The organism is Flavobacterium polysaccharolyticum (assembly GCF_038739875.1).
In the GTDB taxonomy this organism is placed as follows: domain Bacteria; phylum Bacteroidota; class Bacteroidia; order Flavobacteriales; family Flavobacteriaceae; genus Flavobacterium; species Flavobacterium polysaccharolyticum.
In genome coordinates this window covers 51,416-71,963 of sequence record NZ_JBCGDP010000014.1, presented here as the reverse complement: position 1 = coordinate 71,963, position 20,548 = coordinate 51,416, and the positions used below count along the sequence as shown (strand labels likewise).

The window sequence follows — 20,548 nt, the reverse complement described above, 5'->3', positions numbered from 1 at the left end:
TTTTATAATCGGAGCCTTTTTTCAAATATAAGGGTAAATTGGTTTAAAACCACTCCCCAATTTCGAATAGGCATTGACCATTTTTTTGTTGCTTCTCTTAGAGCCAAATATACCGATTTTAGGACTGCTTCATCTGTTGGGAAAGACATTTTGTTCTTGGTGTATTTTCTAATCTTCCCGTTAAGATTCTCAATTAGATTTGTAGTATAGATTATTTTTCTAATCTCGATTGGAAAGTCAAAAAACACGGTCAGTTCATCCCAATTATCTCGCCAGGATTTGATGGCATAAGAGTATTTACTTTGCCATTTACCGGCAAAATCATTTAAAGCGAGTTCTGCTGCTTGTTTTGTTGGAGCGTTATAAATATGTTTCATATCGGCAGTAAATTGTTTTCTATCTTTCCAAACCACATATTTACACGCGTTTCTAATTTGATGAACCACGCAGATTTGTGTTTGAGATTCAGGAAAAACACTTCGGATTGTTTGAGTAAATCCATTTAAATTATCAGTGGCAGTTATGAGTATATCTTCAACACCACGAGCCTTTAAATCAGTTAAAACGCTCATCCAAAAACTACTAGTTTCGTTCTTGCCCAGCCACATTCCAAGCACTTCTTTTTTGCCGTCTCGGTTGAGTCCTACGGCTAGATAAATAGTTTTGTTGATCACTTTTGAGTTTTCACTAACCTTGAAAACAATACCATCCATCCAAACAATTAAATAGAGATCTTCTAGAGGTCTGTTTTGCCAAGTCACAACTTCATTGGTAATAGCACTGGTAATTCGAGATATGGTTGAAGAGGACACTTCAAAATCATATACTTCTCTAATTTGTTCTTCAATATCACTAACGCTCATTCCTTTGGCATAAAGAGAAATGATAACGTTCTCAACTCCTTGAGCGATGTTTTCTCTTTTGGGAACAAGCATTGGATTAAAGGTGGAATCTCGATCACGAGGAACCTTGATTTCATGTTGACCAAAAGAGGTCTTTATTTTCTTAGTTCCATGTCCGTTGCGATAATTTCCCGTAGTAGTTTTATCATGTTTCTCATTGTCTAGATGAGCATCAAGTTCAGCTTCGAGCATGTGTTCCACTGCTCGCTTATGCATCGTTTGAAAGAATGTAGTTAAATCTTCTGCACTCTTGAAGGATTTGTAGAAATCTTTGTTGTTTAATAAGTCGTCTTTGTCAATCATAACTATGTAAATATATAAAAGGTTAAAAAGTTATTTCCGAAAATTTTTGAGCTTTTTGAATTAGCTCAAATTTTCAGAATAACTTTTCAACTTACACAGTTAGTGAGACACTACCCTTTTTTCAGGACGGAACAGTAAGAAAATAATAACACAAATCACCATTTCCGCTGCCAATATCTAGAATTGATTTATCATTTAAATCTCCTATTTGCGTTAATATTTCAAAACGTTTCAGTTGGTCGTCCGCAGAAAACCAAGCCAGACTTTGGGCACTTTCTGAACCATATTTTTCAATCTTATCTGCGTGGAATTTTTGTATGTATAAGTTGTCTAGCATATAAGCGAGGTCTTTATCAAAAGTTAGTTGATTAAAAAATAAGTGTCGAGTTGAGCTAAAAGATTTCTTAGCAAATCCAAATGAAACTTTTTAAATGAATCATTTGTTTAATTTTACTTCGCTTCTTTAGACCAAAAACTACCATAAATCTTGTATAGTTAGTCTTTTAATTTTAAAAAGCCTTAATCATTCATAAAATTAAGCAAGTAATCCAAAATAACAACCCGATATATTTGAAAAAAGGGTTCAACTTTAATTAAAAGTTCTCCCCTTATTATTGTCAAGCTTACACATCATTTAGGATAGTATTAATTTTTACCATCAAAAATCTTCAAGATTAATTTCCTCTGCAATAAGCATTTGAATATCGGACATAATTAGCATCGTTTTCAACTTTATCGCTCCTGCCTTCAATTGTTCATTCGACATTGTAAATTTCCAAATAGTATCGACAAAATTTTCAAATGGTAGATTGGCATCGTACTTTACCACTTGTGCCTGACTAATGATCAATAAGATTTGCTTTACCAGTTCTCTACACTCTTCCACTTTCAATTCAAAGGGTTTCAAAACGGTCAATACCAAGCTTTGTAAATCGTACAATATCTCCGAAGCAGCTTTTAATTGCGCTTTCTTAAAAGAAATATTTTTAGTATCAGAAAACCTTGGGATCAACAATTTGCTATACAATCCCGATAATTCCGAAACTTCACTAATCGTATAAGTACTAAATATTTCTTCATTCTTTTGAATCCATGCCGATAATTTCTCTACAAAAAACGGATCTTTATTTTCTAAACTTCTAGTTATTTTTGGGAATTCTAACAAATTATTTTTTAGAACACTAACTAGATTCAATGTTGATTTTTTCATCGCTATTCCGGTAATAATTTTGATTCAATTTCTCCATTAGCATTTTCGGATCTACTCCACTCCATACCATTCTCAGAAATTTTCAATTTAATGAAGATTAAATTTTCAGACTTAAGTTCTCTTAATTTATTAGCTTCAACAACTATATTAAGATTGGCTAAAGCCTCCACCTCTTTAGTAATTGTAATTTCTCGCGTTAAAACTGTAATTAAATCTTTAATAATCAAATCAATGTTTATTTTGGCTAATGCCTCTTTATTTATCAAAGCATATTTTTCAATTGTCTTTAAATAATACACTACGATTTCTTTTGAAAAACCCGAAACAGGATCGTGACTGTTGGTTAGTTTAATTTGTTTTTCTAAAACACCAACTTGTTTCGCTGTTTCCGTTTGTAACAATCTGGAAGGCTCTTTTGTGATTTTTAAGACTCCAAGTTTTTCTAATAGAAAACTATAAACCAAAGTATTAATCTTGATACTATCAAAACCAATTACTGGAGGTTTTGAGATGTTTTCAATTTCATCTAAGGCAATGGGAATCGTCATTTCAACATCGTCAATTCGCATTCTTGGAATTGAAAAATATTTCAAATAATCATGTTTTGCATATTCTTCAGCTAATTTTACAGTTTGAAGGTCAGACATTATTTTAGCATTGGTAAAACTAGCCACAATACTTCCTAGGTAATCATTCAATTTTATCATAGTTATTTTTTTTTTAAATAGATTGGCTACCCAACAAGACAGCCAATCTATTTTAATATTATTACTCGTTTACACTCGTAATGCTGTCTTCTAGCATAGTTAAGATTCGATCTAATCCAGCTGGAATTTCATCATTTACAGCGCGAACGTGAACTCCAAGGTTATAGGTTTTCTCTACATTGGAACCAGTAACCGAAGTTCTCTTGTATGAAGCAGAAGCTTTGAAATTGACAATCTTGTAATTAATACCAAGCTCAGCACTTGCAGCAAACTCACTAGAAACACTTTTGGTTTCTGTAGAAGTAAGCTTCGCATTAAAATCAATGGTCATTTCTTCAATTCTAATACTTGGAATAGATAACATGGTTAAGAACGGAACTTTAATCTCGACTTCTTTTTCATCAAATTTTGTATTTCCTGGTACATTTGCTTTTAAAGGATCTGGATCATAATTTGGATTAGGAACCGATTTTTTGTAGTTGAAATCTACATAACGTAACTTTTTTGGATCAGTAGCAGAAGCTCCATCTTCAAAACCAACCGATTGTATAAAATTAACTTGTGCCATAGAGGCTGCATTTTGCGCTTGAACAGCTGCTTGTAATGGTCCACCGATGTAAACACTAAAATCTAAACTATTTAATTCTGCGACTAAATTTGACATATTTATTATTATTTAAAATTTATTTCTTACTCTCTTATTAAGGTTTTTCAGATTCCACCTCTCCATTTTGTGCACCAAATGGTTCGATACAAAGTTGAATCATAACAAGTTTGTACAAAAGAGTAAACACACCCTATTTTAGTTTTGAATTTACCCCAAAAAAAAGGGGATATTTCCCCTTGTGATATCAACGATTTAAAATAGTTTTATCCAATTACCTTTTTTTAAAATTAACCTTAACAAAAAAACATGATGGAACAAAAACAAGGAAAACCAAAACAATTAATTATCAATTTATAATTTTTTTAAACAATTGTTCTTAATAATTAATTGGGTGTTAACATTATAAAAATCTGTATTTATAAGTGTGGTGTTTTTATCTTGTTTGTCAATCAAAATATATTTTAATTGATATGTTTTTCTTTTACAGTAAAATCTTCCCATAAAAAAGATTGTATTGGCTGCTCGAATGAGGTAAATAATTGACCGTTATCTGTTCTAGATCCTGTTTCTTCAAAATACTTAAATCCTTTTAGAAAATATTTTTCACGCTCTGTTTTGTCTTCTCTTTCGATAGCAAAACCAAGTAATCCTTTTGTTTTATTAACATCCATATCAAACGACAATAGGCAGCAAGTTGTGCCACATATTGCCGTTACCGTTAGGTCATTTTGTGTATTTCTAAATTTCATAACAGTGTTTTAAGATTAAAAATTAACTCTAGTTGATAATCTTGAAGCTCCAGCTGAGTTGGGATGTATTTCGTCTCTCCAATATTGTGAGCCATTTAGCAAGCCTCGAAAATCGATAATTTGAGTTTGAAATTGATATCTTCTTTGAATAAATATTGCTTTTATACAGTTTAATAAATAATGAAATTTATCAAGAAGTCTGATTATAATATAGCATTTTAAAATTTCATCGTTTATTTGTAAACGATCAAATACTGGTTTTATCCAAGGTCCGAGTGGCAAACTTACATTAACTAACGATGGTCTTACACCTAATTTATACAACGGATAATCATAGGTATGCATATAAAATATAGTATTTGGCGTTGAATTTGAATTGACAATACTTCCAAATCCTAAATAATTTGTTGCAATTGTATTGAAAATTCTGTTCAGGTTAGCTGTATTGAAAAGTGCATTTTCAAATACCCGAGTGTTTAAATATCTTTTATATAAAATGCATTTTCTAAACAATTCATCTCCAGAAGCTGTGTTTCTCAAATCGTTTAGCTTAGATTGATCTGTAAAAAAATTAGCACTAAAGCTAGTGATTCCAGGATTTAATATTGTCCCAAGTTGTGGAAAAACATCATTACCTCCACCACTAAAATATATTCTATCGATTCTATAGTTACTGATGTATTGAACAAAGTTTGCTTTATCATTAAACATATCACTAGTAGTTTCTCCAAATTTTGCCAAGTGCAAACTATTTAGATTCAAGCTTTGGTTTCTATCCGAAATAGTGTCGTACAAATCAAGCACACGAGGAATTGGATAATCAAGCCAAGAATCGCCTTCAAAAATCACATTTAAAGTATTTGGGTTGTTTGCATTTCTTCTAAAAAGAAAAGCATTTGTAAAAAAAGGTTGATGGAGCGATTCGTCTTCGCCTTCAGTAATTGATTCTGTTATTCTTGGAGCACAACTTGACCCTAATTTAATAATTCCAAAACAACTACCTGGATTTGTTACAGCAGCTGGATTTAAAATGGTATTGTTATTATTCAAACGAATTCGAACTGAAGCTACAGTACCATTACTTCTTTTATTTCCGCCAACTACTACTGCAAATTTTCTATTATTTTCAACTATTATTTCTTTCACTACATCACAATGGGATACACCTCCTACACTTTCTAAATCACGAACATTATTGTTTGCATCAAGATAAAGTCTAGCCAATCCATTTAAGGTATGATTGCTCATTACGCCGTTATCATTTACTCTATTAAAGCATAGAATATCGCCCACTTCTACAGCATTTGTGTTATCAACTAGCCAAACTGGCTTTGAAGCATCGCTTTTTCTTGAGTTACTCAAAGCTTGAACCACATAAGTAATATGCCGCATACTAAATACAAACCCATCAGATTCTTCAACTCCAGCAGTTCTCATAGCCCAAGAAACAAAAGCCGCACTCCAAGCATTTTGACCTCTAGCCGATGCCAAAGCAGTGTTTCTAGGATTTACATTTTGATAACTTGGTGGATTTGCTCTTGTGCCTCTTACACCTCTCCAATATTCTTGGAGTTGATCAATCATTTTAAAGCTTCCATCAAGGTTTGTTTCTGCTTCTCCTATTGATCTGCCTGGATTTCTCACATCATAAGGATCAATCCAATTTAATTCAGCTTGTCCTAAAATATAAGCGATTTGATTTCTAATAGCACACCAATCCTTTATATTTGTAGGTCTTGTTGCGACTACTTGTTCGTTTTGATTAAAATAATTTAAAGATTCAAATAAATTATTACTGGGTCTATTTCTTCTATAATTTGTGATATAATTTTCCATAACGATGTGTTTTATTTGATTATTTTATTTGGATTTACATAACCATTTCCTGCTCTAAAAATTTCCAAATTATTATTAGGAAAAACTGCTGGATCACACGCCTTAAATAGTTTTTCTCGAATTTGTTTTATATTTAAATTTGGTTCTTTTTCAAGAATTTTAATAACTAATGAAGCTACATAAGGAGCCGCCATACTACTTCCGCTTTTTGAACATAACTTGTTAGAAGCTCGAATCTCCCTACTTGATGAAGAACAAGATGATTTTATTTTAGATCCTGGAGCCAAAACTTCTGGTTTCATTCTACCATCGACTGTAGGTCCAGAACTACTGAATGGTAATATAGTTTTGTTATTATCTGTTTGATCATAAGCACCAACTACTATACTATATTTAGAATTGCAAATAGAGTTGGTGGTGTGCGTTTTATTTACTATTTGTGGTAAAAAAATCGATTGCCCGCTATCGTCTCTTTCAATATAACAATGGTATCTGCCTTTACTTACTTTTTTCCCAATGAGTTCAATGGTCCAATATTTTGAGTTTAGTTTCCCATTTACCAAAATATTTATTTGGTTTTTGTGCGTATTGGGTTCATTACTTCTGTGCAAACAAATGCCAACTTCTTGATTGTCTTTAACTATTATTTCATCTTGAAATGAAGTAGAAGACAATAATAATTTCTTATTATCATCATAAATATCCACACTTAAAATATCATCTCCTTCATACCAAATTTCCATTTCGTTTGGTGTTCTGTCTTTTTTTTTGAATAACCAGGGAATTTTAATTCTTTTGTTGTTTTTTATATCGCCATAAGTGTGTGCTTTTGCCTGATGGTAATTGCCTGTACTTTGCACTATTGCGGTACTATTTCTTGAAGTTAAGAGATTATCTATAGCTTGTTCTACTAGAGTTTGCCCAGTGTGTGCATCTCCGTGACCACCAAGACTCATATTAATTACAACTGGTCGGTTACCTGCTTCAGTTAAAATAAAATCCAATCCTTCAATTAGTTTTACTGAATCTCCAAGTGATAAATTTGAACCATTAACCAGATTTGAGCCCATATCAACAGCAATTATGGAGCAATTTGGTGCGAAACTTTTGTTGGCTACACTTCCGTTTCCGCAAGCAATGCCTAACACATGCGTTCCGTGTGATCCTGTACCAAACAAATCAGATTTTCCGGGATGATAGCCTATTTTTTTGAATGGAAAATCATCGTCTAAGGCATCATTTAATTGATTTTTGTCAATAAACTTACCATAGCCAAACTTGTTACCATCATTTTTTTCGGACTGCACCCAAATTTTTTCAAATCTTGTTTTTCCATTATTTATAAAATCTGGATGGGTGAAATCGAACCCAAAATCGACTATTCCAAAAACCACTTTTGATGTTTGATTCTCGTTGATTGCTATTTTTGATTTGTATTTGTAACGTCTGACTTTTTCATAAATAAAATCGTCTGACGGAATAACTCTAGGTGCTTTTAAACTTTTCACTTCTGGACTGTCATAAACTTGGTTTAAAAATTTTCTTTTTATCCTACAACTTATTATATCTCCAAATTGCGAAATCACTTTGCAGTTTTTAGGATACAGTTTTGAATTTGACAACCGCATTAATAGTGAAAGTTCTTCTTCTTGGTTTCCGTAAAGTATTATTTTTAGTCGCGGATCCATTGTTTATGGTATTACAGGTTCTGGAATTTTAGCTAATTCTATCAGCTTACGCTCAATATTAAAAATTGAACTTGATAATAATGAATTTAATACTAAATTATAAAACGAGATGTTTTTATCCTTTTCTTGAGATTTTAAAAATCTATCTAAAAGCCGACCATCACCAGATATTTTATCAAGTTTAGTTAAAATTTCTTGATCTATTTTAGATAGATTCTTGATATTTTTATTTAGAAGTAACTTTTGAACATCAATTTTATTTTCTCTAAACTTTTCGATTTCATTTTGTAATTGAATATTTTTTAACTCAAAATCTAGTTCATCACTAAGCTTTTGAGTTTCAACACTTCCAGCTTTTAGAAAATTCTTTTGAAATTTATCATCTATAAGTTTTGATATGTTTTTGATATTATTTGCTTCAAATTGATCTATTTTTTTATTAATTTCATTTAGTGCTTTTAATATATCATCAGCTTTAGTTGTGGTTATAGTTTCCATTGTGCTTTATTTTTTAGTTATGGGTTTTACCTCAGTTACAGTTGCAGGTTTTACATTACTAATTGCCTCTACTTTTTTCTCTAGTTCATATAGTCTTTCTATAACTTTTGGCAATTCAGCAATTTTGGCATTAATACTTTCTATTGCGGTTTTATTTTCCTGTGAAGATTTCTCAATGGTTTCGACTTTTTTGGTAAGCTCACCAATCGCTTTTTGATTCTCCCCAAGTTTTTTATCAAGCTCATCCAATTTTATCAAAACAGGATCTGTTGTATTAGTTGGAGTTGTTGAACCTCCTGGCAATGTATTGCCTTGAGGACCTGTTTCAGTTGTAGCAGGATTTCTAGTAGGAATTACTTCCAATTCTTTTGCTTTATTTTCAATTAGCAAATAACTGATTATTGGATTTGTGGATATCATTCCTGCAATAAGTCCCGTTTTTTGAATTTCTTGAGGGTCTTTTATTCCATAATGTTCAGCTCTGCTATTTGCTATAAAATAACTCATTATTAGATTAAGTGGATTCATAGTTTCTATGTTTTAATTGTTAAAAAATGAAATAATTGGGCAGCATTATTTTACTGCCCAAGTATTTTTTTATTTGTTCATAGTCATCATAAGTACCAATGGTAAGATATTGTTGCTTGAATTGTCTTTATTCATAAGTAACATCATTGGTAAAAAAGTATTCATGCTGTCTGATGATTTTCCTGAACCAGAATCTCCAGCTGTAGTCATCATTGACATAATTATTGACATAGTCATATCAACTTCAATTGGGTTTTTACCTGGAACTATTCCAATTTTTGCTGGAGAAGCAATTCTATTGGAGTCTGTATCGGCTGTTACAGCTGGAATAATTTCCAGATTTTCAACTTTCAATTTTGGTTGATTTAATAATGAACCCATCATATTCATCATCTGCATATTTTTCAACACTTTAGTTTGATTGTCGTTCTTTTGAAGGTCAATTTTTGCTAATTGTGTGTGTTTTGCATCTAATGAAACTAAAGCTTTATTGGTAGCAATAGTGGTAGTTTTAAGTTCGTTTACCTCTTTAGAAATGGTATCTAATGATTTTTTTAAGTCGCTTTTTGTAGCATAATCTGCTGAATTTCCACTCAAATTGTTTCCGAAATTTGAACGTTGTCTAACGCCTGGACTCACTGATGGATTTATTCTTCTAGCCAATGGTCTTCTGTTTGGTCTTGCTTCATCAAAACTTTCCCCATAACTTTCTAGCAAATCTTCGTTTAATAAATCTTCATTTAATAAATCTTCGTCTAAATAACTTTCGTAATAGCTCATAACTTTAATTTTTAATTGTTAATATGTATTTAATTTTTATTGAAATAATGTTTATTGTATTTTAGTATAGCTGGTTGTACATACTTGTTGAACAGAATAAAATCGGGCACATTGTTTCCTGGTTTTCCAGTACCAAAACATTCTGTACAATCTATATTTTCTCCAAAACATTCAGTGCAAGCACCAATGGCTTTTGCGATGTCGTCGTTTTGAGATAATTCAAAATTTAGTTGCGCTTTTAATTCTTCTATAATGGCGAATAACTTTTGATTTATCCTTTTCATTTTTTTAATTTTTTCTTCCAATTCTAAATCAATAAAAGGAGTTTCTTCTATAGTTTCTTTTTTTTCCATCATAGGTTGCATCATCTCAAAATATTTTGCCATTTCTGGATTTTGCTCTTTCAACATTTGTATATACGCTTCCATACTATCTTTTTTTTATGTTTACAAACTTGCAATCGATGTTTGTACTCGATTGATTCTGCTTGGTCCATTACTACCCACTAACTGACCATATTCGTTTACAAAATAATCCTCACTTGGTATAAATCCACCATTGTAGTATTCATACAAAATGTTTTCAGTCAAATAATTCACGTTTTCAATCAATTCTGCAAACGAGTGGCTTTCAATTGGTGCATTTGGACTAGCTGTTCCTAAACTTTGTTGCGCTTGTCCTGCTTGAAATTGTGGATTATTGATGATACCACCCAATTGACCATACAGATTTTGAATTCTACCAATATCTTGTCTCGCTTGTGGATTCAATTGCACTGGATTGTCCTGAATGTATTGATTGATTGCTGGCAAAGCAGCTCTTCCAGCATTCGCTAAATAACGACCAGTATTATTAACCGTTTGTCTAAATTGCGATGGCGGATTTTGATGTTGTCGCTGTGGTGGTGGTGAATATCTTCTTTGTGGCTGTGGCTGTTGTTGTCTTTGCTGATTTTGTTGATTTTGTTGATTGTAATTTGACAAAGCAGTAGCCCCAGAACCTGCTAGATTACTAACCAAACCTCCGAGCGCACCTCCTATTTGTGGTGCTCCAAAATAAGTTCCAATTGCAGTACCCGCCATTGGAGCAATGGTAGAAACACCACGCAAGACTCCAGAACCTATACTACTGGCCACATTCCCTAAGCTTGACCAAAATCCTTCAGCTTCGCTTTCTGACATTTGATCTACTCTTGATAAAAGGACATTTTCTAACTCGCTTTCGCCTAAATTTGAATATTCAGGTCCTAAAACATATCTAACTGCTTCAAAGTAATCTTGTTCACTAAACGATTCCCCTTGAAAAACTTCGTGATATAAACTCATAATTTCTAGTTGTAAATAATTGTTTCTTACTCTTTTTAGGTTTTTCAGATTTCACCTATCAATTTGTGCACTAATTTGATTTGGTAAAATTGAATTTTTATATCATTTTGTAAAAGAGTGATTTAACCCTTTTTGATAGCGGTTTTTTCTCTATGAAAAAAAATAGAAATAACTGATAAAAAAGGGTGTATTTCCCCTTGTCATATCTGATTAATTAAAATAGTTTTGTCCCGTTGCCTTTTAAAAAAAATTAACCTTAATTAAAAAACATTATGGAACAAAAACAAGTAAAACCAAGACAACTAATTACAAAGGAATTTGCTAAATTGCTAAATGAAAATTATAATAAAACCAGATATCCTTTGATCAAGGAAGCCATAAAAAAAGAAGATGCCAATGCGATTTGGTTTTCTATTGTGGAATTAGAGAACTATATTGCTTACATAAAAGCTGAAGCAAAAAAGCAAAAAGGTGAAATTGATGGAATACGCTTTCATTTTGGGGCATATCCTGAAGATAAAGCATATGCTGAAAAAGCAGGGCTGACCACTATATTTTTAGCTCCAACTGGGAAAAAGAAAATTAAAAAAACAACTGAGATAGCCAAAATGGAAAAATCCACTGCAAATGATGATTCCTTAAATATTGCTCCATTAAATTATGGTTCAATTGGTAACCCTCCTCCAATCACTTATATTTAATAAATGTTTAAAGATTTAAGATTTTATATTATTTATTTAGCTTTATTATCAAGTATAATAGGATTTCGTTTCTATCATAAATTGCCCAATAATAAAGCTAAATCTTTATTGTATATCATTATATTTTCGTTTTTAACAGAATTTGTAGGCAAATATTTTACTTCATGGACAGGATTAATCAATTTTTCTGTCTTTAATTTCTATATGCTCGCAAGTTTTAGTGCCTACATCATATTACTGCATGCACTCATACAAAATTCAGCATGCAAAAGAATAGCTATTAGCTTCTTAATCATCTTTTATTTATTCTACTTTTTTAATCTTTACTATTTTCAATATCAAAACGACACGGTGTTTACCAATAGTTTTGCGCTTGGAGTAGTTTTTGTTTTGCTCTTATCGTGTTGTTATTTCGTAGAAATCTTTAACTCCGAAAAAATACTCAATTTCAAGAAATCAATTTACTTTTGGTTCATTCTTGGAATTTTACTTTTTCATGTCCCTTTCCTACCTTTTATGCTGGCTATAAAATGGTTTTTAATAAAAAATGATGAATCAATATTTAGTCTTGTGCTGTTTATATTGAATCTATTAATGAACAGCTGTTTTATCATCGGATTTTTATGGAGCGAAAAGAGATACAACTATTAATTATTTCACTAAGTATAGTTTTCTTTACATTAGTTGTAATACTACTGACTTTGTTCTTCTATTTTTCAAAGAAAAAAAATTCTTTTTTGATTGAACAAATGAAGTCCAAACATTATTTTCAATCCGAACTAGTAAAAACAAGGATAGAAATCAAAGATCAAACCTTGTCAGAAATCAGCAAAGAACTCCATGACAATATTGGCCAAATTTTGTCGGTTGCCATAATGCAACTCAACTTATTTCTACATGATGAAAAAAAGATTGTCAAACCCAAAGAGCTTAATGATTTAAAAGAAATTATTGCCAACGCATTAGATGAAATTAGAATTTTGTCAAGAATAATTAATAAAGAAAATACTTTACAATGTAATTTTATTGAAGCGATACAATTAGATTTAGATAAAATTAAAAAATTAAAAAAAATCAAGTGCATCTTGAATTGGGATGGTATTTCACCACAAATAAATTTTGAACACGAATTGTTTATTTACCGAATTTTTCAAGAAGCCATTCACAATAGTTTGAAACATTCGCATAGTGAAACCTTTGAAATCACAATTCATACCTCAAAAGATCATTTCCTATTAACCTTAACCGATTTCGGAATTGGCTATAATACCAATGAGTTATCTACCGGATCTGGATTGCATAACATGAAACTAAGAGCTCAACTTATTGGAGCGTCAATAGCAATAAATTCTAGCTGTAATGGTACCTCAATTAAATTAATTTACCCTTTAATCCCAAACCATGAAGACTACCAATAAAATAATTATTGTAGATGATCATCTACTCTTTTCCCAGTCATTAAAACTCTTAATAAATAGTTTTAATGATTTTGAAGTAGTAAACAGCTTCGAAAATGGTAAAGAATTTATTAACCATCTTCAAGAAAACCCAGACACGATAGTCGATTTGGTTCTTTTGGATGTCAATATGCCTATTTTAGATGGATTAAGCACCATTAAATGGATAAAGGAAAACCAACCCAAACTGAATGTTATAGCGCTCTCAGTAAACAATGACGATGAAACCATAATAAAAATGATTACCAATGGAGCCAAAGGATACTTATTAAAAGATACCAGTCCTAAAATTTTTCAAGAAGCAATTATTGCTGTAATCGAAAAAGGCTATTATTTTACCGAGTTAGTTTCATCTATTTTGATTAACCGAATTGACAGCGACAGCAAAAAAATCATCTTAAAAGAAAAAGAGCTTATTTTTCTTAAACTTGCTTGTAGCGAAAAAACATACAAGGAAATTGCCGACGAAATGTGCTTAAGCCCAAAAACAATCGATGGCTACAGAGAATCCCTATTTGAAAAATTAGAAATTAAAACTAGAATTGGATTAGTATTGTATGCCATAAAAAATAAAATCGTTTTCATATAGAAGAAATCAAAAATTTTAGCGAAAAGTTTAAATACAAAATCTCAATTCATTTAAAACGAATTGGGATTTTTTTGCACTTTATTTGAATAAAGTACAACTAAACAAAACAACTAACTATAAAAAACTAAAGATTATTGTTTGGGCAACACTACAGTATCAACAACGTGTATAACATCATTTGACTGATTTACATCAGCTATGGTTACTTTTGATTTAATTCTATTTTCATCCGATAAACCCAACCATTATCGCTTTTTGAGCAAAAGATGTAACTGAAAGCACAACTGTAAAAATGCAATCAATAAAAAATTTCTAGTTTTCATAATATCTATATTTTAAGTTATATAGACATTTAAGGAGTAAAGTGGAACATGGCTTTTAAAAGAATCGTTTTTTGAAAAAAAAGAAAAATACCAATGAGGAAATAAGCTTAACAAAAAAAGCCTCGCTAATTGCGAGGCTTTGATATTTAGAAAATCTAGAAACTATTTTTTTATGAACTTCAAACTTGAGGTTCCTTTATTTGATTTGATTTTTAAAAAATAATTTCCAGTTCTTAAATTTGATACATCAATTTTTGAGATATCTTTTATATTAGGAAATGCAATTACCATTTGTCCTAAGATATCATAAACAGCAATGGATTGAATTTCGATATCATGAATCATTGAGATGTTTAATACATCAACCGCTGGAACTGGGTATATTTTAAAATAATTAGAAAACTCAAAATCCTGAATATTTAAAGTTGTTTCAAATTTTGATGTCGCTTTATTGGTAAGTATCGGGAAATTATAATCAAAATAAATATTAGCCTCGTTAGTAAACGAATCTCCGACTTTTAATGTTGGAAGTGTTTTGATTTTAAAAGCAACATACCCATCATTATTGGCATCATCAAAAGGAAGATTGATATTTTCGAATATAAACTCTACTTTGTTTCCTTCTGAAATTTTAGTTACAAAAGAATGGCTCGAACTTGTTGGAATTAAAGTTGAAATATCAAATTTTGTCAAATCAATCATATCTTTAACTACAATATTTTGGGCAGAAAAAGTTCCAGTATTTTCAAATCGAATCATATAATGTACATACTCGCCTATTAAGTTTGGGGTAATACTAGTTCCTTCCAAACAAGTTTTATCATTAGGATCATAAGATCCAACAACTGTTTGATTTAATGTAAAAGTATTATCTAATGGTGTTTCGTCTGTTCCTTGCGATGTTAATGTTGCTACAAATTTTAATATATCACCGTTGTTTACTGCAGGAGTTTCCATTGGTGAATTTACATTTAGAGTAAATGTAATTTCGCGGGTTTCAAATGGTTTTAAATTACTAAAATTCCATGATAAATTATTTAATGTTTGAGTTGTAATTACTGAAGTGGAAGAAATAAAATCTAAAAGGTCATCATTAAAATTTACATTTATATTTCCTGATTCAGTTGTATTTCCTTTATTTTTACAGACAATTTTATACTTCGATTCAAACCCTGGTCTTGCTGGATGTAGTGGTATTAAAGTAACTTCTAAATCTGAATGGATACCATTGGGAGTAAAACAAAAATCTTGAATAAAGGGGCTGGATTGTGTTGGAAATGTGACTGAAGCATTTATTGGGGAAACTAAAAAATAGCTTGGATTTTCTAAAACAGGAGTTATAATATAAGTATTTTCCTTTAAAGGAATACTCAATAACCCCGTAACATGAGAAACTACACTTCCTGTAATATTAACTTCTTTAATATCATATTTCATGTTGCGATAAACATTATCGAGTAAATCACATCCATTTTTATCACTATCAATCTTAGCAATACATTTAATTTCATAACTTGTTCCACCTGGCTTAAAACTACAATAGGAATTAATTTCAACAGAAGACAAAGGCAATTCACTACCCTGAACTCTAGATTTGAAAAAATCATATTGATTATTTTCAACACAAATGTATTTTAAATTAGGATTAAGGTGGAAAAAAATATCTGGTGATTTCCATTCATAGCCATTTTTTACTATTAAACTAGTCAAATTGTTGCTCCAACAATGTAATAATGTTAAGTATTTCTTGTCCGATACATCTAAAACTCCACTTAATTTATTACGAGAACAATTAAGTTTTTTAAGTTTAGTACAGCTAGATAAATCTAAAGTAGTAATTTCATTATAGGAACAATTCAATTCTTCCAAATTATTTAATCCTGATAACTCAAGTTTTGAGATGTAATAAGGTGAAGTTTCATATACATCTGAACCACAATTTAATACTTTTAACGATGGTAGGTTTTTCAAGGACAGATTCTTTAATATAGTTCCTTTAATTAAAAAGCTTTCCAGTTTATTCAAGCCTTCTACGGATAAGCTCTTCAGACCGGTTCCATCTAATATAAAATCTTTTAGGTTAATGCATGGTGATAAATCCAAAGCAGATTTTATTCCTAGACTACAATTCAAATATTCTAAGTTTGTTAAACCTGTAAGGTCAATAGTATCAAAATTAGTTCTTTGACAACTTAGCTTTTTAAGATTTTTCAATCCAGCAACATTTAAATCCTCCATGTGATTATCATCACAATTCAACTCTTCAAGATTTTCTAATTGCGTAACATCAAGATACTTAACATTACAATCCCTACAATTTAAATAGGTTAAATTCGTAAAAAATTCAATCCCATTTATTCTACCGTAGGTAAAATAAATTTCTCCTTTATACAAATCATCGATATTGAGTTGATAAACATTTAGTGCCTCGGTAACCTGTATCTCTCCATCACCATTTATATCAACCTTGATATTTTTTCCATTTTTATCTTTTGCGATACTTGAATTTGTAGAAGTTTTATATACCAATATATCCTTAAACTCCTGACTATAACTAAAAAAAACATTTTGAGCATTTCCATTAAAACATATTAATAATATCAAAACCCAAAAGTAAAATTTCTTCATATGTATAAATTTTCACACAAAAATAACTTTTTAAAACAATAACACAACTTTATTTGTTAAAATTTATTTAATAAAAAACCTTAAGCAAAAAAAAGTCCCACATCACTGTGGGACTTTCTATTTATAAAAAACTTAAGAATTATTTTTTCTCTGATTTTTCCATTTTAGCTTTCAATGCAGCTAATACATCATTGTTATCTCCTAAAGTTGCAGCTGGTGCATTAGTAGAAGCAGATGAAGTATTTTCAGTTGCAGCTTTCACATTTTTCTCTTCTTCTTCACGGAAGATAGCAGTGTGAGAAGCAACTACTCTTTTGAATTCTTTATTGAATTCAATTACTTTGAAATCTGCAGATTCACCTTTTTTCAATTTCTTACCGTCTTCTTTTTCAAGGTGACGAGTAGGAATGAAAGCAACGATATCATCTCCAAATTCTACAGTAGCTCCTTTATCAACGATTTCAGAAATTTCACCATTGTGGATAGTTCCTACAGCAAATGAATCTTCGTATTGATCCCAAGGATTAGCAGTAGTTTGTTTGTGACCTAAAGATAATTTACGTCCGTCAACATCTAATTCTAATACCACTACGTCTAATTTTTCACCAACATTTACAAATTCAGATGGGTGTTTGATTTTCTTAGTCCAAGAAAGGTCAGAGATATAGATTAATCCATCGATTCCTTCTTCTAATTCTACGAAAATACCAAAGTTTGTAAAGTTTCTAACGATACCTGTATGTTTAGAACCTACTGGGTATTTAGCTGTGATATCAGTCCATGGGTCTTGAGTCAATTGCTTGATACCTAATGACATTTTACGATCATCTCTATCCAAAGTTAAAATAACTCCTTCAACGATATCTCCTACTTTTACGAAATCTTGAGCAGAACGTAAGTGAGTAGACCATGACATTTCAGAAACGTGGATTAAACCTTCAACACCTTCAGCTACTTCAATGAAAGCACCGTAGTCAGCGATAACTACTACTTTACCTTTCACTTTGTCACCAACAGTTAAGTTAGCATCTAAAGCATCCCATGGGTGAGCGTTTAATTGTTTCAATCCTAATTGAATTCTTGTTTTCTCATCATCGAAATCAAGGATTACAACGTTTAATTTTTGGTCTAATTCAAGAACTTCACTTGGGTGGTTGATTCTACTCCAAGAAAGGTCAGTAATGTGAATTAATCCATCAACACCACCTAAGTCAATGAACACACCATAAGAAGTAATGTTTTTAACCACACCTTCTAATACTTGTCCTTTTTGTAATTGACCGATGATTTCTTTTTTCTGTACTTCAATATCCGCTTCAATAAGCGCTTTGTGAGATACAACAACGTTTTTGAATTCGTGGTTGATTTTTACCACTTTGAATTCCATGTTTTTGTTTACGTATACATCGTAATCTCTAATTGGTTTAACATCAATTTGAGATCCTGGTAAGAATGCTTCAATTCCGAAAACATCAACGATCATACCACCTTTAGTTCTGCATTTTACAAAACCAGTAACGATTTCACCTGTTTCGTTTGCAGCAATAACTCTATCCCATGATTTAATAGTACGAGCTTTTCTGTGAGATAATACCAATTGACCAGTTTTATCCTCACGGATGTCAATTAATACTTCTACTTTGTCACCTACTTTTAAATTTGGGTTGTAACGGAATTCATTTAATGAAATAACACCTTCCGATTTAGCATTGATATCAACGATAACGTCTCTATCTGTAATTCTAACAACTACACCTTCAACAACTTCTTCTTGATCTGTAGCGATGAAAGTTTTTGATACTAGTTCTTCGAATTCTAATAAGTTTTTCTCATCTACTGCATCGATACCTTCTTCGAAGTTATGCCAGTTAAAATTTGCTAAAAACTCTTCTTGTGATTTTAATTGTTCAGACATGCTGATAAAAAATTTGTATTCTGTTTTTCTTGAGTTTCTTAAAGCGAGAGAAAAACAGAAGTTGTTTTACATAAATAGTTGATACCTAAAGGAAACTCTTATCCACCAAAAGGTGTGCAAAAGTAAAACAATTAATCAATATGGCAAAATATTTAACCCTAGATGTAGTCAACAATCAGCAAAAGCTACTATAAAACCAAATAGAAGCGAAAGAATCGGTATTTTTGCCAGCAGGAATCCCGCTATCCGTTGCAATCTTTGTAGGCTGAACCCCAGCCCACAAAGGATTTCCACTGCTATCGGGGCTAATGAGGTTACAATTGGATTATTAGTAATAAAAAATCCTAACAAGTCAACACCTGTTAGGATTTTCACTATTTTATATAAATTAAAGACTAATGCTTAAAATTCTACACCTCTTTAGGATGATGCTCGTGCTTGAACAACAAAGCAAAGGCCACAGCAATAATCAACGAATAAATAGCAAAAGCCAACCAGATTTGATGCCAATCCTTCATTAATAAAACCGAATCTAATGCGCCATCAACAGCGACTTTTTTCCCTTGAACCCCTATAAACTCCATCATTTTAGGATTCGTAGTTTCGGTTTGTAAAAAACCAGCTAATTCAGTTGTAGTTTTAAATGACTTCGTAAAAAACTGATCAATAGCCCAACCCGAAGTAAAACTTCCTAAAATAGCTCCAATTCCATTAGTCATCATCATAAACAAACCTTGAGCAGAAGAACGATTTTTAGAATCCGTATTCGTTTCCACAAACAAAGAACCCGAAATATTAAAGAAATCAAACGCCATTCCGTAAACGACACAAGATAAAACAATCATCCACAGACCATTCACTGGGTCTCCAAAAGCAAACAAACCAAAACGCAACACCCAAGCCAACATACTAATCAGCATTACTTGTTTGATACCAAAGCGCTTCAAAAAGAAAGGAATAGCTAAAATAAATAAGGTTTCAGATATTTGAGAAATAGACATTATAATTGTAGAATATTTCACTACAAATGAATCTGCATATTTTGGAAAGTGCTTGAACTCATCTAAAAAAACATCACCATAAGCATTTGTCAACTGTAATGCTGCTCCCAAAAACATGGAGAAAATAAAAAATAAAGCCATTTTATAATTCGCAAATAATTTAAATGACTCTAATCCCATCAGCTCCATAAACGAAGCATTTTCTTTAGTTAAATTCTGTGGTTTACATTTAGGCAACGAAAAAGAATACAACCCTAATCCAATGGCTGCAATTCCAGCAATATAAAACTGGTACGCCGACGCTTTATTCCCTGTTAAATTGGTAATCCACATCGCAACAATAAAACCAATGGTTCCAAAAACACGAATCGGTGGAAAATCTTTAACTACATCACAATTATTCGACTTTAGGGCGTTGTAAGAAATTGAATTACTCAAAGCGATCGTTGGCATATAACAACACATTGCTAAAAGCATCACATAAATAAAGTTATCTGGAGTAGTAATTTGTGGCAAATAGAACAAAACCAAAGCATACAAAATATGCAAAACGCCATACAGCTTTTCAGCATTAATCCATCTATCAGCAATAATTCCTGTAAGGGTAGGCATAAACAAAGAGGCAATTCCCATGGTACTGAAGACTAACCCAAATTGTGTTCCGTCCCAACTTTTTGTGCCAAACCAAAAATTGGCAATAGTAATAAGCCAAGCTCCCCAAACAAAAAATTGAAGAAAACTCATTATGATCAATCTAATTTTAATTCCCATACAGTCGAATTGAATTATTAAAAAAAAGTA

Annotated in this window: 19 protein-coding genes and 1 pseudogene; 3 read left to right on the top strand and 17 right to left on the bottom strand. The window is 31.4% G+C overall.

The genetic code is table 11. The features are described from left to right. Positions 1–2: 2 nt before the first annotated feature. From WFZ86_RS14090 to WFZ86_RS14030, 13 genes are all read right to left on the bottom strand, one after another. Positions 3–1,205: an IS256 family transposase gene (locus tag WFZ86_RS14090; protein WP_342692525.1), complete on the bottom strand. Its 1,203-nt coding sequence runs from the start codon at positions 1,203–1,205 to the stop codon at positions 3–5. Positions 1,206–1,326: 121 nt separating this feature from the next. Further along, on the bottom strand, positions 1,327–1,542 hold the full coding sequence (locus WFZ86_RS14085; RefSeq protein ID WP_342692524.1) for a hypothetical protein: 216 nt from the start codon (positions 1,540–1,542) through the stop codon (positions 1,327–1,329). A 321-nt stretch (positions 1,543–1,863) separates the two neighbouring features. Then, positions 1,864–2,415 carry a hypothetical protein gene (locus tag WFZ86_RS14080; RefSeq protein ID WP_342692523.1) on the bottom strand — a complete coding sequence of 184 codons (552 nt, stop codon included), beginning with the start codon at positions 2,413–2,415 and terminating at the stop codon, positions 1,864–1,866. Positions 2,416–2,417: 2 nt separating this feature from the next. Then, on the bottom strand, positions 2,418–3,122 hold the full coding sequence (locus WFZ86_RS14075) for a hypothetical protein (protein WP_342692522.1): 705 nt from the start codon (positions 3,120–3,122) through the stop codon (positions 2,418–2,420). Between the two features lie 61 nt (positions 3,123–3,183). Continuing rightward, positions 3,184–3,786: a DUF2589 domain-containing protein gene (locus tag WFZ86_RS14070; protein ID WP_342692521.1), complete on the bottom strand. Its 603-nt coding sequence runs from the start codon at positions 3,784–3,786 to the stop codon at positions 3,184–3,186. Positions 3,787–4,190: 404 nt separating this feature from the next. Then, entirely contained in the window at positions 4,191–4,478 is a 288-nt protein-coding gene (locus WFZ86_RS14065; RefSeq protein WP_342692520.1) for a hypothetical protein, read from the bottom strand. A 15-nt stretch (positions 4,479–4,493) separates the two neighbouring features. Beyond that, positions 4,494–6,314 carry a DUF2272 domain-containing protein gene (locus WFZ86_RS14060; protein WP_342692519.1) on the bottom strand — a complete coding sequence of 607 codons (1,821 nt, stop codon included), beginning with the start codon at positions 6,312–6,314 and terminating at the stop codon, positions 4,494–4,496. Between the two features lie 11 nt (positions 6,315–6,325). After that, entirely contained in the window at positions 6,326–8,002 is a 1,677-nt protein-coding gene (locus WFZ86_RS14055) for a S8 family serine peptidase (protein ID WP_342692518.1), read from the bottom strand. Positions 8,003–8,005: 3 nt separating this feature from the next. Continuing rightward, the gene (locus WFZ86_RS14050) at positions 8,006–8,500 is read right to left on the bottom strand and encodes a hypothetical protein (RefSeq protein ID WP_342692517.1); all 495 of its coding nucleotides are present in this window, start codon (positions 8,498–8,500) and stop codon (positions 8,006–8,008) included. Positions 8,501–8,506: 6 nt separating this feature from the next. Beyond that, on the bottom strand, positions 8,507–9,028 hold the full coding sequence (locus WFZ86_RS14045; RefSeq protein WP_342692516.1) for a hypothetical protein: 522 nt from the start codon (positions 9,026–9,028) through the stop codon (positions 8,507–8,509). A gap of 69 nt (positions 9,029–9,097) precedes the next feature. Then, on the bottom strand, positions 9,098–9,808 hold the full coding sequence (locus tag WFZ86_RS14040) for a hypothetical protein (RefSeq protein ID WP_342692515.1): 711 nt from the start codon (positions 9,806–9,808) through the stop codon (positions 9,098–9,100). Between the two features lie 29 nt (positions 9,809–9,837). Next, positions 9,838–10,236, bottom strand: coding sequence for a hypothetical protein (locus WFZ86_RS14035; protein ID WP_342692514.1), 399 nt, complete (start codon positions 10,234–10,236; stop codon positions 9,838–9,840). Positions 10,237–10,254: 18 nt separating this feature from the next. Beyond that, a complete protein-coding gene (locus WFZ86_RS14030; RefSeq protein WP_342692513.1) occupies positions 10,255–11,133 on the bottom strand; it encodes a hypothetical protein in 879 nt (292 codons plus the stop codon). Between the two features lie 272 nt (positions 11,134–11,405). On the opposite strand from WFZ86_RS14030, the gene WFZ86_RS14025 reads away from it, so the two are divergent. The 3 genes from WFZ86_RS14025 (at position 11,406) to WFZ86_RS14015 (ending at position 13,880) form a co-directional block, all read left to right on the top strand. Continuing rightward, on the top strand, positions 11,406–11,834 hold the full coding sequence (locus WFZ86_RS14025; protein WP_342692512.1) for a hypothetical protein: 429 nt from the start codon (positions 11,406–11,408) through the stop codon (positions 11,832–11,834). 749 nt (positions 11,835–12,583) lie between these two features. Continuing rightward, positions 12,584–13,252: a sensor histidine kinase gene (locus WFZ86_RS14020; protein ID WP_315175953.1), complete on the top strand. Its 669-nt coding sequence runs from the start codon at positions 12,584–12,586 to the stop codon at positions 13,250–13,252. Next, positions 13,236–13,880 (top strand): response regulator, encoded by a 645-nt coding sequence (locus WFZ86_RS14015; RefSeq protein ID WP_342692511.1) that lies wholly within the window; start codon positions 13,236–13,238, stop codon positions 13,878–13,880. The genes WFZ86_RS14020 and WFZ86_RS14015 overlap by 17 nt, the downstream gene beginning before the upstream one ends. Before the next feature lie 131 nt (positions 13,881–14,011). Here WFZ86_RS14015 and WFZ86_RS14010 read toward each other — a convergent pair. The 4 genes and pseudogenes from WFZ86_RS14010 to WFZ86_RS13995 form a co-directional block, all read right to left on the bottom strand. Next, positions 14,012–14,122: pseudogene (locus tag WFZ86_RS14010) on the bottom strand (fasciclin domain-containing protein); the annotation flags it as partial. Positions 14,123–14,365: 243 nt separating this feature from the next. Continuing rightward, positions 14,366–16,831, bottom strand: a complete 2,466-nt coding sequence (locus WFZ86_RS14005) for a DUF7619 domain-containing protein (RefSeq protein ID WP_342692510.1) — start codon at positions 16,829–16,831, stop codon at positions 14,366–14,368. A gap of 139 nt (positions 16,832–16,970) precedes the next feature. Further along, the gene (gene rpsA, locus WFZ86_RS14000; RefSeq protein WP_342692509.1) at positions 16,971–18,746 is read right to left on the bottom strand and encodes a 30S ribosomal protein S1; all 1,776 of its coding nucleotides are present in this window, start codon (positions 18,744–18,746) and stop codon (positions 16,971–16,973) included. 410 nt (positions 18,747–19,156) lie between these two features. Further along, positions 19,157–20,518, bottom strand: a complete 1,362-nt coding sequence (locus tag WFZ86_RS13995; RefSeq protein WP_342692508.1) for a nucleoside permease — start codon at positions 20,516–20,518, stop codon at positions 19,157–19,159. Positions 20,519–20,548 lie beyond the last annotated feature (30 nt).

Bases quoted from the DNA above. Each gene is read 5' to 3' on its own strand.
- WFZ86_RS14090 (WP_342692525.1), bottom strand. From the start codon at position 1,205: ATGATTGACAAAGACGACTTATTAAACAACAAAGATTTCTACAAATCC.
- WFZ86_RS14085 (WP_342692524.1), bottom strand. From the start codon at position 1,542: ATGCTAGACAACTTATACATACAAAAATTCCACGCAGATAAGATTGAA.
- WFZ86_RS14080 (WP_342692523.1), bottom strand. From the start codon at position 2,415: ATGAAAAAATCAACATTGAATCTAGTTAGTGTTCTAAAAAATAATTTG.
- WFZ86_RS14075 (WP_342692522.1), bottom strand. From the start codon at position 3,122: ATGATAAAATTGAATGATTACCTAGGAAGTATTGTGGCTAGTTTTACC.
- WFZ86_RS14070 (WP_342692521.1), bottom strand. From the start codon at position 3,786: ATGTCAAATTTAGTCGCAGAATTAAATAGTTTAGATTTTAGTGTTTAC.
- WFZ86_RS14065 (WP_342692520.1), bottom strand. From the start codon at position 4,478: ATGAAATTTAGAAATACACAAAATGACCTAACGGTAACGGCAATATGT.
- WFZ86_RS14060 (WP_342692519.1), bottom strand. From the start codon at position 6,314: ATGGAAAATTATATCACAAATTATAGAAGAAATAGACCCAGTAATAAT.
- WFZ86_RS14055 (WP_342692518.1), bottom strand. From the start codon at position 8,002: ATGGATCCGCGACTAAAAATAATACTTTACGGAAACCAAGAAGAAGAA.
- WFZ86_RS14050 (WP_342692517.1), bottom strand. From the start codon at position 8,500: ATGGAAACTATAACCACAACTAAAGCTGATGATATATTAAAAGCACTA.
- WFZ86_RS14045 (WP_342692516.1), bottom strand. From the start codon at position 9,028: ATGAATCCACTTAATCTAATAATGAGTTATTTTATAGCAAATAGCAGA.
- WFZ86_RS14040 (WP_342692515.1), bottom strand. From the start codon at position 9,808: ATGAGCTATTACGAAAGTTATTTAGACGAAGATTTATTAAATGAAGAT.
- WFZ86_RS14035 (WP_342692514.1), bottom strand. From the start codon at position 10,236: ATGGAAGCGTATATACAAATGTTGAAAGAGCAAAATCCAGAAATGGCA.
- WFZ86_RS14030 (WP_342692513.1), bottom strand. From the start codon at position 11,133: ATGAGTTTATATCACGAAGTTTTTCAAGGGGAATCGTTTAGTGAACAA.
- WFZ86_RS14025 (WP_342692512.1), top strand. From the start codon at position 11,406: ATGGAACAAAAACAAGTAAAACCAAGACAACTAATTACAAAGGAATTT.
- WFZ86_RS14020 (WP_315175953.1), top strand. From the start codon at position 12,584: ATGAAGTCCAAACATTATTTTCAATCCGAACTAGTAAAAACAAGGATA.
- WFZ86_RS14015 (WP_342692511.1), top strand. From the start codon at position 13,236: ATGAAGACTACCAATAAAATAATTATTGTAGATGATCATCTACTCTTT.
- WFZ86_RS14005 (WP_342692510.1), bottom strand. From the start codon at position 16,831: ATGAAGAAATTTTACTTTTGGGTTTTGATATTATTAATATGTTTTAAT.
- rpsA (WP_342692509.1), bottom strand. From the start codon at position 18,746: ATGTCTGAACAATTAAAATCACAAGAAGAGTTTTTAGCAAATTTTAAC.
- WFZ86_RS13995 (WP_342692508.1), bottom strand. From the start codon at position 20,518: ATGGGAATTAAAATTAGATTGATCATAATGAGTTTTCTTCAATTTTTT.